The sequence below is a fragment of the Dorea sp. Marseille-P4042 genome, assembly GCF_900290215.1.
Taxonomy (GTDB): domain Bacteria; phylum Bacillota; class Clostridia; order Lachnospirales; family Lachnospiraceae; genus Dorea; species Dorea formicigenerans.
Genome location: NZ_OLMI01000001.1, coordinates 936,697 through 950,092, shown reverse-complemented (window position 1 = coordinate 950,092; position 13,396 = coordinate 936,697). Strand labels below are relative to the sequence as shown.

The 13,396-nt window shown below is 37.9% G+C and carries 16 protein-coding genes; 15 read left to right on the top strand and 1 reads right to left on the bottom strand.

Annotation, left to right across the window (positions count from 1 at the left end):
* Positions 1-28: 28 nt before the first annotated feature.
* From leuS to C7E02_RS04830, 3 genes are all read left to right on the top strand, one after another.
* The gene (gene leuS / locus C7E02_RS04840; protein WP_105309013.1) at positions 29-2,458 is read left to right on the top strand and encodes a leucine--tRNA ligase; all 2,430 of its coding nucleotides are present in this window, start codon (positions 29-31) and stop codon (positions 2,456-2,458) included.
* A 339-nt stretch (positions 2,459-2,797) separates the two neighbouring features.
* Positions 2,798-3,001, top strand: a complete 204-nt coding sequence (locus tag C7E02_RS04835) for a hypothetical protein (RefSeq protein ID WP_025482934.1) — start codon at positions 2,798-2,800, stop codon at positions 2,999-3,001.
* Between the two features lie 97 nt (positions 3,002-3,098).
* Positions 3,099-3,554, top strand: coding sequence for a helix-turn-helix transcriptional regulator (locus C7E02_RS04830; RefSeq protein ID WP_105309012.1), 456 nt, complete (start codon positions 3,099-3,101; stop codon positions 3,552-3,554).
* A gap of 124 nt (positions 3,555-3,678) precedes the next feature.
* Here C7E02_RS04830 and C7E02_RS04825 read toward each other — a convergent pair whose 3' ends face one another.
* On the bottom strand, positions 3,679-4,362 hold the full coding sequence (locus C7E02_RS04825; RefSeq protein WP_025482937.1) for a helix-turn-helix domain-containing protein: 684 nt from the start codon (positions 4,360-4,362) through the stop codon (positions 3,679-3,681).
* A 250-nt stretch (positions 4,363-4,612) separates the two neighbouring features.
* Between C7E02_RS04825 and C7E02_RS04820 the strand changes: the two genes are divergently transcribed.
* The 12 genes from C7E02_RS04820 (at position 4,613) to C7E02_RS04770 (ending at position 12,980) form a co-directional block, all read left to right on the top strand.
* On the top strand, positions 4,613-4,942 hold the full coding sequence (locus tag C7E02_RS04820) for a hypothetical protein (RefSeq protein ID WP_004613680.1): 330 nt from the start codon (positions 4,613-4,615) through the stop codon (positions 4,940-4,942).
* 58 nt (positions 4,943-5,000) lie between these two features.
* Positions 5,001-6,110, top strand: a complete 1,110-nt coding sequence (locus C7E02_RS04815) for a replication initiation factor domain-containing protein (RefSeq protein WP_203226944.1) — start codon at positions 5,001-5,003, stop codon at positions 6,108-6,110.
* A gap of 4 nt (positions 6,111-6,114) precedes the next feature.
* On the top strand, positions 6,115-6,294 hold the full coding sequence (locus C7E02_RS20410; RefSeq protein WP_081445676.1) for an excisionase: 180 nt from the start codon (positions 6,115-6,117) through the stop codon (positions 6,292-6,294).
* An 82-nt stretch (positions 6,295-6,376) separates the two neighbouring features.
* Complete coding sequence (locus C7E02_RS04805; protein ID WP_105308932.1) at positions 6,377-7,579, top strand: tyrosine-type recombinase/integrase; 1,203 nt, start codon at positions 6,377-6,379, stop codon at positions 7,577-7,579.
* Positions 7,580-7,923: 344 nt separating this feature from the next.
* The gene (locus tag C7E02_RS04800; RefSeq protein WP_242978743.1) at positions 7,924-8,664 is read left to right on the top strand and encodes a nuclease-related domain-containing protein; all 741 of its coding nucleotides are present in this window, start codon (positions 7,924-7,926) and stop codon (positions 8,662-8,664) included.
* The gene (locus tag C7E02_RS19630) at positions 8,607-9,020 is read left to right on the top strand and encodes a topoisomerase DNA-binding C4 zinc finger domain-containing protein (RefSeq protein WP_242978742.1); all 414 of its coding nucleotides are present in this window, start codon (positions 8,607-8,609) and stop codon (positions 9,018-9,020) included. Before C7E02_RS04800 ends, C7E02_RS19630 begins: the two co-directional genes overlap by 58 nt.
* A 45-nt stretch (positions 9,021-9,065) precedes the next feature.
* Positions 9,066-9,644, top strand: a complete 579-nt coding sequence (locus C7E02_RS04795; protein WP_105308931.1) for a nitroreductase family protein — start codon at positions 9,066-9,068, stop codon at positions 9,642-9,644.
* Positions 9,645-9,694: 50 nt separating this feature from the next.
* Positions 9,695-10,444 carry an EFR1 family ferrodoxin gene (locus C7E02_RS04790; RefSeq protein WP_029731337.1) on the top strand — a complete coding sequence of 250 codons (750 nt, stop codon included), beginning with the start codon at positions 9,695-9,697 and terminating at the stop codon, positions 10,442-10,444.
* Between the two features lie 59 nt (positions 10,445-10,503).
* Positions 10,504-11,028 carry a flavodoxin family protein gene (locus C7E02_RS04785; protein WP_105308930.1) on the top strand — a complete coding sequence of 175 codons (525 nt, stop codon included), beginning with the start codon at positions 10,504-10,506 and terminating at the stop codon, positions 11,026-11,028.
* Positions 11,021-11,950 (top strand): hypothetical protein, encoded by a 930-nt coding sequence (locus tag C7E02_RS04780; protein ID WP_105308929.1) that lies wholly within the window; start codon positions 11,021-11,023, stop codon positions 11,948-11,950. The genes C7E02_RS04785 and C7E02_RS04780 overlap by 8 nt, the downstream gene beginning before the upstream one ends.
* Positions 11,951-12,107: 157 nt before the next feature.
* Complete coding sequence (locus tag C7E02_RS04775) at positions 12,108-12,518, top strand: SseB family protein (RefSeq protein ID WP_029731333.1); 411 nt, start codon at positions 12,108-12,110, stop codon at positions 12,516-12,518.
* Between the two features lie 99 nt (positions 12,519-12,617).
* Positions 12,618-12,980, top strand: a complete 363-nt coding sequence (locus C7E02_RS04770) for a VOC family protein (protein ID WP_105308928.1) — start codon at positions 12,618-12,620, stop codon at positions 12,978-12,980.
* The last annotated feature ends 416 nt before the right edge of the window (positions 12,981-13,396 follow it).

Below are 13,396 nucleotides of genomic sequence, written 5' to 3'. Positions count from 1 at the left end.
CAGTATTGCAGAAAGAGAGGAAATCAATATGTCTAAGATACCTTACAATCATAAGGCAATCGAAAAAAAGTGGCGTGATAAATGGGAAGAGAATCCGGTCAATGTCCAGTTTGATGAGAATGGAAAGAAAAAAGAAAAATATTACTGCCTGGATATGTTCCCATATCCTTCAGGTAACGGACTTCATGTAGGTCATTGGAGAGGATATGTAATTTCTGACGTATGGAGCAGATATAAATTACAGCAGGGTTATTATATCATTCATCCAATGGGCTGGGATGCATTCGGACTTCCGGCAGAGAACTACGCAATTAAGATGGGAGTTCACCCGGAGATTTCAACAGCAGCTAATATTAAAAATATTAAGCGTCAGATTAATGAAATTGCGGCTCTTTATGACTGGGACAGAGAAGTCAACACAACAGATCCGAACTTCTACAAATGGACACAGTGGATCTTCGTTAAGATGTTCAAAGAAGGACTTGCATACGAGAAAGAATTCCCAATCAACTGGTGCCCATCCTGTAAGACAGGTCTTGCCAATGAAGAGGTTGTAGGCGGAAAATGTGAGCGCTGTGGAGCTGAAGTTACAAAGAAGAATCTTCGTCAGTGGATGCTTCGTATCACAAAATATGCAGACAGACTTCTAAATGATCTGGACAAGCTTGACTGGCCTGAGAAAGTTAAGAAGATGCAGGCTGACTGGATTGGAAAATCATACGGTGCAGAGGTAGATTTCCCAGTAGAAGGAAGAGATGAGAAAATCACAGTTTATACAACAAGACCAGATACACTTCACGGAGCAACATTTATGGTACTGGCTCCGGAGCATGAACTTGCTAAGAGCCTTGCAAATGACGAGACAAGAGAAGCAGTAGAACAGTACATTTATGATGCTTCTATGAAGTCGAATGTAGATCGTATGCAGGATAAGGAAAAGACAGGTGTATTCACAGGTAGCTATGCAATCAATCCAATCAACGGGGCGAAAGTTCCAATCTGGCTGTCTGATTATGTACTTGCTGACTATGGTACAGGAGCAATTATGTGTGTACCGGCTCATGATGACCGTGACTTTGAATTTGCTACAAAGTTCAATATTCCGATCATCCAGGTAATTGCAAAAGATGGTAAAGAGATTGAGAATATGACAGAGGCTTACACAGACGCTGTCGGAACAATGATCAATTCCGGTGAGTGGAATGGTATGGAGTCTGCCGTACTGAAAAAAGAGGCACCACATATCATCGAGGAGAGAGGAATCGGACATGCAACTGTAAACTACAAGCTGCGTGACTGGGTATTCTCACGTCAGAGATACTGGGGAGAGCCAATTCCGATCGTTCATTGTCCGAAGTGTGGAAATGTTCCGGTACCGGAGGAAGAACTGCCACTTCGTCTGCCAGAGGTAGAATCCTATGAGCCGACAGGAACTGGTGAGTCACCGCTTGCTGCAATCGATGAGTGGGTAAACTGCAAGTGTCCACAGTGTGGCGCTGACGCTAAGAGAGAGACAAATACAATGCCACAGTGGGCAGGATCATCATGGTATTTCCTGCGTTATGTGGATAATCATAATGACAAAGAACTGGTTTCCAGAGAAAAAGCGGATGAGATGCTTCCGGTAGATATGTACATTGGTGGAGTAGAGCATGCCGTTCTTCACCTTCTGTATTCCAGATTCTATACAAAATTCCTGAACGACATCGGAGTCATTGACTTTGACGAGCCATTCCACAAACTGTTCAACCAGGGAATGATTACAGGAAAGAACGGAATCAAGATGAGTAAATCTAAGGGAAATGTTGTATCACCGGATGATCTTGTAAGAGATTATGGATGCGATTCCCTGAGAATGTATGAGCTTTTCGTAGGACCACCGGAGTTAGACGCAGAGTGGGATGACCGTGGAATCGATGGAGTAAACCGTTTCCTGAAACGTCTGTGGAATCTTGTTATGGACAGCAAAGATTCAGATGTAAAAGCTTCGAAAGAGATGATCAAAGAGCGTCATAAACTTGTCTATGATGTAACAACACGTCTGGAGAGCTTCAGCTTGAATACAGTCATCTCTGCATTCATGGAACACAACAATAAGCTCATCGAGATTGCTAAGAAAGAAGGCGGAATTGACAAAGAGACACTGTCAACAGTTGCAGTACTGCTTTCCCCATTTGCACCTCATGTAGCAGAGGAACTTTGGGAGCAGTTAGGACACGAAGGCAGCGTATTCAAAGCCGGATGGCCGACATACGATGAGAATGAGATGAAAGATGACGAAATCCAGGTACCTGTACAGATCAACGGTAAGACAAAAGCTGTCATCTCAGTACCAACAGACATTTCCAAAGACGATGTAATTGCAGCAGGAAAAGAAGCAATCGCAGATAAACTGACAGGAAATATCGTAAAAGAAATCTACGTTCCGAAGAAGATTATCAATATTGTTATGAAATAATTTGAGAGAAAATCTCACAACAGAATAAAGTGCTTGGGAATATTGAAAAGTTCGCTTAAAATCAAGGCTTGCAGACATTTTTCTTCAAGGGAAAGGTATCATAGAATACCGTAAAATATCGTAACAGATTTTTAAAATGGAGTAAAATTGGAGTAAAGATTGAAAGAAAATGGAGTAAATATTTCAAAGATGTAATGAGAAATGGCGTAGGTAGTGGAAACATTATCTGCGTCATTTCTTATTTGTAAAATTAGGGGCAGTTTTATTGAATTTGTGATAAAATAGAAAAAACATCTTGACTCTTTAGTAGCGTAACGGTTTACGATGAAAGATATGTCAATGAAAGCAGTAAAAAGATTGGGGAAAAGTTGTAAAAATCTTTTTAAAATGGATAATGCAAGAGTATTATTATTAGAAATGGCTAAAGATTATTTGAATCATTCTCAGTTGGAAGAAGCCACAGATAAACAGTACGGAAAAGGGGTTACAAAATACATTGGTTCAGCGATATATCGGTATTATGGTGTAGAAAACTTGGAATAAACAGATGTTACCAAAATGGAAACAAAGGAAATACATACTGGTACTTTTATTTTGGGTTCTATCGTTATATGATGTGAATGAAAGAGAGGTATGGAGTATGGCATTAAATGATAACATCAAAAAATTCAGAGAAGAAAAAAATCTCACTCAGCAACAACTGGCAGATAAGTTATATGTTTCAAGGCAGACAGTTTGTCGTTGGGAAAATGGTTCAAGATGTCCAGATTTGATTACGGCAAAAAAACTGGCATTAGAACTAGATGTAAGTATGGATGAACTTATATCAGATGAAGATGTAAATGATATGCAAGTAAATTATGTAATAGGGAAATCTGAAAGGATACAAAATCGGATGCGTCTACAAGAATTCCGCAAAAAATTGTTGAATTTTATGGAGATTTTGGGAACCATATTTATGGCAATTATTCTGCTTTTTCGTGTTCAATTAGAGAGGGATATACCACTATGGTTTACCGTTAGTTTCTTTTGTATAGTAATTCCATTGATTACAGTCAATTTACTGATTTCTAAAAAGTTGAGAGAAATGTGGTGAGGTCAAGGAACAAGGCGTAGCCGATACGCCGTAGGGCAGTCCTTGACGGAACGGACACAGCCAACAGAACCATGATACAGCAGAGGACTTGAAAGGTCAGAAACCTTGCAAGTCCTCTTGTCTGTTACTGGGCGTTGTGTTTTAAGTAAAGTGCTTCTTTTACCACTTCTTTTTCAAATGCTTTGATATGACAATCATGTACTTCATTGTCAATATAAAAGCAATCGTCAGTCTGTGAGTAGGCAAGTTTGGTAACTTTCGGTTCATAAGTTTTTGTATCAATTCCGTAATAGTAAATCGTGGCGGTTGTTAATACCATGTGAATACTTTCAAAATCTCTTGTAAAAATAGTATGCCTGTCGGAATAGAAGAAATCAGACGGACATTCGTAGAACTCGGAACTGTCTTCTTTCAAAAATAAAGGTAATAGGTGCATTGCATTTCCAGCACGATTGACAAGAACATAAAAGCGTGGAATAAGGGCGGCATATTGGGTCATCATGGCAATATAGATATCGTCTAAATTATCAAGAAGATACTCGGAGCAGGAGTTGTTATAAAAGACATATTGCAGGGCATTGTTATTCTTACTTGTATGTTCCATAGGTACATTTTCTCCGTAAAGCCACCGCAAGTCTACATCTAAGGAGTCGGCAATCAATTCCATTTTATCGGCTTTTGGATTGTATTGTCCCGAAAGATAGGAACTGAACGCCCCTTTGCTGATACCTGTATCTTTGACTATGTCCACCTGTTTTTTATTTTTTGCTCTCATGGCAAATTTAATCCGTTCTGCGATTGTATTCATCTGAAAAACCCTCTCTTTCCATATCTCGTTATAACTTCTCATATTTTATCGTCTAAGGACACTATACCACAAGTTCAGAAAAAAGAAAACAAAAAGTTTATAAAAAACTAAACTTTCTATTGCAAAACGAATATGCCTGTGCTAATATACAATTAAGTTCAGAAAAAACTGAACAATGAACGGCGTCGTAATAGGAAAATGAAAATATGAGAAACTGACCTATCGGTTCAACGGGGAGAAAGGAATGTGTATGCAGATTACATTGACAAAAGAACAGGTAAAAGAAGCATTTGGAGAACTTCGCTTTATGGGTGCGGATAACTGTTACCGCTATGATAAAGACAGTAAGAAGAAAACAGAGGAAGTGGAAGCCTTAAAACTTCATCTTGGAAGCATGAAACTTGGAAACAGCGTGGATATTCGCTTGGAAGCAACGGAACTTCCGAAGATTGAGCCTTATGCTGTGGTGGAACTGGAAGAACCAGTTTATGCCCCTTATGTGCAGAGAGGAAATTTCCCTGTATTAGTGGAGAAGATTACCTGTAAGGGTATCCGCCCTGTTCCAAACAAAAATATGTAGGCGGTCAAAGTTCCTGTCCTCGTTCTGACGTACCAAACGTCAGGTTGAGGGCAGGGCAATGGCAACGCCGTTGCAGATTGGAGGTTTGATAAATTTGGAAGAAAGAAGCGGAAGTTTTCTTCCAAAACTCCCCTACACTAACAGGGGAGTAATACGGCAGAAAGAAGAATTAAGTGCCTTGATAGACTGGTGTCAGATAACCATTAAGGAAGTTCCGTTAGAAGCAGTTATAGAAGATGTGCTGAGAATACCTTTGGAACTTATGACGGTAACAGGCTATGAAAAAGGGATTGCAGGGCATGAGGTTGTGGCAATCTTCGATAATATCAAGGTGCTAAAGCCGACAGGAAATGCACAGTATCAAGGCTTTCAGATTTTGATGAGTGGGAAAGGCTGTCGCAACTATGAGAATTTTTTACAACTCAATGAGGAAACATGGTTTGATTTCTTAAACAGAGTTTGTCAGTATCATATCAATGTTCCTCGGATTGATTTGGCGATAGATGATAGAAAACCGTATTTGAGTATTCCCGATTTGATTGTACGGACAAAAGAGGGATTACTTTCTTCAAAGTTACGGGAGATAGATTTTCACGACTCGGGAGAACTGAAAGAAGAAGTGTTTCAGAGTAAAGGTGGTAGTCTTTATCTCGGCAGTTCAGCCAGTAATTTGAGATTGGTATTTTATGAAAAGGGATATGAACAGAATAAAAAGTATGGAACAGAATTAGACGAAAATTGGAATAGATATGAGTTGAGATTTCGGCAGGAAATGGCGGTAAGTGCAGTACAGGAATTATTGAGATATAGAGATGTGGCAGGACTGGCAATGGAAGTATTAAACAGCAAAATACGATTTTTAGAAAAGCCGACAGACAGCACGACAACACGAAAAAGGCTTTATCTAACCTATCAAGCGTGGGCGGAACTGATGAAAGATATAGGCAAGGTGAAACTTACCATACAGCCACAGAAGAAAAGTTTGCAAAAGGTGTGGGAGTGGTTAGAAAAGTATGTTGCCCCGTCTTTGAAACTGTTTGCAGAGGTTGGGAAGATAGAGCAGAGAGATTATATCGGTAATCTTGTGAAAAATGGAGAAATGAATATCACACAGAAGCAGTTGTATGATGATTACATAAAAGCAAGAAAATTAGAGGAAAGGAGGTAATCGTATCGAGAAAGCGTTACTAAATATAAATGAATTTTGTGAGTATATGGGGATTGGAAAGACAAAGGCAAGAGAACTGTTGAATAATCCTAAAAATAGATTTACGGTACGCATTGGTAATCGACTGTATGCAAATAAAAAATTACTTGATGAATGGTTGGAATATCAATGTAAAAGGGCTTGAAAAGAAAATGGGGTGTCGATATAATGAAAATTGAAATATTTGCTTTACCATATTTCTTTCAGTAGAAGAAAGGAAAGTTGGTATGGGTAAAGATTTAAAGGGTAAAGAACTCGGTAAGGGAATTTCACAGAGAGCAGACGGACGCTATATTGCAAGATTTACAAGTAAAACAGGAAAACGTAAAACGCTTTATGATTTCAAATTGAATGAATTGAAACGGAAGTTGCGAGAAGCGGTTTATGAAGATGAACATGGTTTGAATGGCAATGGCGAAAGTATCACTTTAAACGCATGGTATGTAACGTGGACGGAGTTGTATAAGAAGAAAACAGTCAAAATGACTACGATATACAAAAACCACAGTTACTACAATTCAAGAGTGAAGAACTCTATCGGAAAGATGTATTTGCAGGACATTAAAACATATCATGTACAGAAATTTTTAAATGATTTGATAGACAGCGGTCTTGCACATGGAACGGTATCGAATATCAGATTTATGTTAAGTGATATGCTTGATAAGGCGGTATTGAGCGAATACATTAGAAAAAATCCCTGTATCGGTGTGGAAATGCCAAAAGAAGTGAAAAAGGAAAGGCGTGTATTAACAAAAGAGGAACAGGAGAAATTTTTTACATTTGCTTCTTCCTATATACACATCAATGTGCTGAAATTTGCTGTGACAACAGGTTGTCGGATTGGAGAAGTGCTTGGACTGAAATGGGAAGATTGTGACTTTGGAAAAAGAGAAATTACAATCAATAAGACAATTCATTATTCAAAGGCTTCTAGTCCCGTCGAGGGTTCAAAGTTTTTCTATACAACTGCCAAAACCATATCAAGCAATCGTGTTATTCCTATGACAGATGAAGTATATGAGATTTTGCAAAATCAGAAGATAAAGCAGACAGAACAGAAGATGTGGAAACGCTCAATATGGAAACAACACAAAGAATTTCAAAATTTAGTATTTACTTGTTCAGACGGTTCGCCAGTTTACTATTACAACGTCAATAGTGCAATCAAAGACTATGTGGCAAAAATCAATGTAATAGAGATTGAACTGGCAAAGGAAGAAAAGAGAGAGCCGAAGATATTTGAACTATTTACCTGTCACACTCTACGACATACATACGCTACAAGGTGCTATGAAAATGGAGTAGACCAACAGGTAGTGCAGAAACTCTTAGGTCACTCCACGTTGGCAATGACAACCGATTTATACACGCACGTTTCAGAAGAAAAGAAAAAAGAAGAAGTAGCCGAACTGAAAATATTGCCTTAAAATTGGAGTAAAAATGGAGTAAATCAGAAGCTAGATAGCGAAAAACAGCGTAAAATCAACATTTTCGAGTAGATATAAATATTGTAATGAAATAAGTTAAGTAATGATTAATTAGAAATAGCATCTTAAGCTTTGCAGGAGTTTAAGGTGCTATTTTCTATATGCACAATTCAGAATTGCGATGAGTAAACTGCAAGCTGTTAATATAATCATAAATTCTTCATATGTACTAATATCTCCTGATAGACAATAAAAACTTAATACAGTATATATGGATTGTAAATCATATGGGAAAATGATAAAATTATTTATTATGAAGTAAACATTAGATAAAGGAAAGAGTTATGGGGATTTTTTCAAAGCCGGAAATTATAATTTTAAAGGAGTCAAACAGTGCAGAGGAGCATTTGGCAAAACTGGAAGAGTTACTTCCAAGAGCGACTGGGAAAGTAAAAGAGAATATTCAGAAAGAAATAATTCTCACAAAAGCAGGAATTGATGGAGAGAAGAAAGTTCTTTATGAATTAAAAAATAGTAATATGGATTTGGTTGTATTGCAGGATATCTGTATCCGGGCAAAAGATGGCAGGGAAGCACAGATTGATTTCGTGATTGTAACAAGCAAGCTGATGATTTTGCTGGAATGCAAGAACCTTGTGGGAAATATAGAAATTGATTCGAAAGGAAATTTTATCCGGACAATACAATACGGAAAACGTTACTGGAAAGAAGGTATTTATTCTCCGATTACTCAGAACGAGCGTCATATGGAAGTGTTGAAAGAATGTAAATCCGAAGAGTGGAATGCTGTCATGGGTGCAATGGTTAGAATGAGTTTTTCATCATTTCATAAATCATTAGTTGTGTTGGCAAATGAAAAGACGTACTTAAATGACAGGTATGCGAAAAAAGAAGTGAAAGAACAAGTAATAAGGGCAGATCAATTAATTGCGACCATTCGGAGAATGAATGCTGAGTCAAAACTTCCAAAGTCAACAAAAAAGGAAATGCTTGGATTTGGTGAAAAATGTTGGAGAGAGATACGGGCGAAAGAAAAGATTACGCTGCCAGATATGAAGAGTTAATTGATTTAGTCGAAGCGGAAGAGCTGGAAGTAACTGAAAAAGAAGAGGCGGCTGTAGATGCTAAAACCGTTGTTGCAGAATCAGCGGCTGGAGAGCAAAAGGCCATGACGCAAATAGAAGAAGAGCCAGCAATGATGAATCCTACAATACTAGAAGAAGTGCAAATGGAGATACCGGCAACAACAGGGAAGATTATATGTCCGGTATGTGGCGGAGAACTTGTGCTTCGAACGGCACGCCGCGGAGCAAATACAGGAAAACAATTTTATGGCTGTTCCAGTTTCCCGAGGTGCAGATACATATTAAATATTGCTGAAAACTTAGAAAAATCAGATACCAGTCATTCGAAGAAGTAAGAAAATATATGAACGGAATTAAAAAGAAAGCGGAAGGTGAAAAATATGGAATTGATGGAATTATTAAAGCTAAGAAGAACTTACCGGAGATTTAAGCAGGAACCAATATCGGATGAGATCATTGATGAAATGCTGACTGCAGCCCGCTATGCGTCAAGTGCGGCAAATTTACAGCCATTAAGCTATGTTGTTGTGAAGTCGCAGGAGAAGGTAAAAGAAGTATTTGAACATACGAAATGGGCAGGTTATCTTCCGAAAGAGGAAGGGCAGCCAAAAGCCGGGGAAGAGCCGGTCTTATTCATAGGAATTATAGAAAATGAGAATATTAACCGGGGGCAATATTGTGATACAGATGCCGGACTGGCAATCAGCAATATGACACTGGCGGCATGGAACCATGGAGTAGGAAGCTGTATCATTGGGGCTTGTGATAAAGCAGAACTTTCCAATATGTTTGGACTTAAAGAAGAACAGAAGCTTCATACAGTTGTAGCATTTGGTTATCCGAGTCATACAAGCAAAATGGAAGACGCAAAAGACGGAAATATCAAATATTATCTCGATGAGAATAAAGATTATGTAGTACCGAAGCGGAAACTGGAAGATATCGTGAAATATTTGTAGGAGCTGACGCAGAATAGTTACAAAATATCAGGATTTGGAGGAGCTATATTTTGGTTCTTTATTTTTCAGGAACAGGAAACAGTAAATATATTGCAAAACGGATTGCCGAGGCAATACAGGAAAATGCAGTAGATTTAAACATGAAAATAAAAGAAAATGATACATCACCATTGCAGACTGGCAGAGATGTGATTATTGTGACACCGACTTATGCCTGGCGTATTCCAAGAATTGTATCAGAGTGGATTGATAAAACGGAATTCATTGGTGGAAAACGTATCTGGTTTGTTATGAATTGTGGCAGTGAGATAGGAAATGCAGCAAACTACAATCGGGAGCTTTCAGAACAAAAGAAATTTCAATATATGGGAACGGCACAGATTCTCATGCCGGAGAATTATATTGCCATGTTTGATGCGCCAAAAGCAGAAGAAGCATGGAAAATCGTAACAAAAGCAGAACCTGTCATTAAAAAAATCATTGCATATATCAAAGCCGGAAAAGAGTTTTGCCCACCACGTAATAATCTATATGACCGTTTTATGAGTGGACCGGTAAATCCTATTTTCTATAAATTTTTTGTGAAAGCCAACGCATTTCAGGCAAATGATTCTTGTATCGGTTGCGGACAATGTGTAAAAAAGTGTCCGCTTAATAATATTCACCTGGAACAGGAGAAACCTGTCTGGAGTAAAAATTGTACGCATTGCATGGCATGCATCTGTTATTGCCCGACTGAGGCGATTGAATATGGAAAGAAGAGCGTCGGAAAACCAAGATATCATTTTGAAGCTTTGTAAGAAAAATTAAAAAGCACTATTAATTAAAATGCAATTATTAAGAGGGAGGAAGAGCTATTATGAAAATCGTGATTATTAATGGAAGTGCCAGAAAAGGAAATACATTGACAGCAATCAATGCATTTATAAAAGGAGCGGATGAAAAGAATGAAATTGAGGTGATTGCTCCGGATAAGTTACATATCAGTCCGTGTAAAGGCTGTGGTGCCTGTCAATGTCATAAAGGCTGTGTGGATCAGGACGATACGAATCCAACGATTGATAAACTGGTGGAAGCAGATATGATTCTTTTTGCAACACCTGTGTACTGGTGGGGAATGACAGCACAGTTGAAACAGGTCATCGATAAATGTTATTGCCGCGGACTGCAGCTAAAAGAAAAAAAGATTGGGTTGATTGTAGTAGGCGGCTCACCGTTAGATAATATACAATACGAATTGATTTGTAAGCAGTTTGATTGCATGGCAAGTTATTTGTCATGGGATATGCTGTTCCAGAAATGTTATTATGCAAATGCAAGAGATGAACTTGCAAAAGATGTAGATGCAATTCAGAAGCTGGAGAATCTGGGAAAAAATGTATAATACAAAGAAAAGTATAGCATACTACCATCTTCCGGGGCTGTTCGAATTTTATGAATTGTACCGTGAATTTTTGCCTTTATTTCGCAAACATCGAGAATATTTTTATGACTGGTGTGAGATTGGCTCGATTTACGGAGCCCCGGCGGACTGTATCTGGGGTGGCGGCCGTGCCGGATTTGGAGAACAGGAGCCGGAAGAGGTTCTGGAATTGATGCAGGAATATGGGATTTCATCCCGTCTGACATTTAGCAATTCATTACTTAGAGAGGAACATTTGTCGGATAAAAGGTGTAATGAACTTTGTGCATTATTTGAAAAGAATGTGGAAAATAAAGAGACTAAAGTAAAGAAAAACGGGGTAATTGTTTATTCAGATTTGTTGCTGGAATATTTGAAAAAGAATTATCCTGGGCTGTATTTTGTCTCGTCAACAACGAAAGTGTTGACAGATTTTGAACAGTTCTTGAATGAAATGAATCGAAAAGATTTTCAGTATGTTGTACCGGATTTTAGGTTGAATAAATCTTTCGACAAGTTAAATACGTTGTCCCAGATGCAAAAAGATAAAGTGGAATTTTTGTGTAATGAATGCTGCTGGTTTGGCTGTAAGGACAGGAAACGCTGTTACGAAGCAGTCAGCCGCAAGAATCTTGGAGAGAACAGTTTGGAGCATCACTGTACTGCGCCGGATATAAATCATGGTTACCGTTTTTCAAAGGCAATGACTAATCCGGGGTTTATCGGAATTGATGCTATTCAAAATATCTATCTGCCAATGGGATTTTCGAATTTCAAAATCGAAGGTCGGAGCCTTGGAAGTGCTTTGATTTTGGAATTTTTGCTTTATTATATGACAAAGCCGGAGTACCAATTACATGTCAGGGAAGAAATATATCTGGATAATATGCTGGATTTATTTTAGGAGAAGAAAAATGGAATCATTTGGAAAAGTTAAAGAAGAATCAAATGATGAAGGAAATGTCTACTGGATTGCAGAGAACTTTGAAGAATTTTGGAAGATGTTGAAAAACTATTGAAATTAAAAGAAAAGGGAAACTAGAATAAGCGGAGAAATATTTATGGATAGACAGGATGAAACATTGCAAGGAAATGAAAAGATAGAGGTGGCAATACAAGCTTTGCAAAAGGAAGCGACTCAGGAGCAGCTTGCACATACGCTGACTGTGATTCGAAGACGTATGAAGGACTCAGGGCAGGTAATCGTAGCGGTTGAGCCATCTATTGGAACTACGCAAATGAATCTGAAGATGATTCAGACTTCCGACGGTGCAAACTGGTGGTATGCGTTTACAAGTTTTAATGAAGAAATGAAAGGTGCAGACAGTGTAAAATCGACATTTCTTGTAGATATAGATAAACTATTTGATGCAGCGCTTACTGTACCGGAGATTAAAGGGGTGATTTTGAATCCATGGAATAGGACGCTTATGTTGGATAAGGGACTGATTCGAATTATCAAACCGGAGTAAAGAAAATTTTCTTTTAAAAAATATAAACGTTCAAAAGAAGAAGGATTCATTTTATAACAGTGTGAAGAAAATCCGTATGACAGAACAGGGGAGAAGTGTATGAAGCTGAGAAATGTGTTGATTGTTGTAAAGGATATCGAAAAATCTAAAAAATTTTATCATGATTTATTTGGTCTGGATACGATACTGGACAATGATGGAAATGTGATTCTGACAGAAGGGCTCGTCCTTCAGGACGAAAAAATCTGGAAAAGCTTTCTGGAAAAAGAAGTCATTCCGGAAAATAATGCCTGTGAACTTTATTTTGAAGAATCAGATATAGAAGCATTTGTAGAAAAGTTGGAAAAGTTATATCCGGACATCAAATATGTAAACCAACTGATGACTTATAGTTGGGGACAGAAGGTTGTGCGTTTTTATGATCTGGACGGAAATCTGATTGAAGTAAGGACTTTAATATAAGAGAATTCTGAAAATAGTAAAGATAAAAACGAATAGATAAAAAATACAAATAAAATAATCAAATATATTGACAAAATAACTCGCGCGTGTTAATATAAAACCATCAAATAACAGATATGAAATATAAGACAAACGCGAGTTGTAAATATTCATAAAGTTATTTGAAGTGTATCGGGAAAGAAAAAGCAGATAAGTTTAGTACTGATACTCCCCCCCCTAGATTATGAAAGGAAGGTACGGACCACCGAACACAGAAGATTAAAGAATGAAAAAGAGAAAGGAACAATTGAAGATGATTGAACCAACACAGTAGGGGCGGATATCAATAAAATGGTTGGTATCCGCTTTTACTATGTCTGTTTCACATAAATAAAAAGGAGCAATCTGTAATTTTGACAGTTTTGCTCCTATACTTT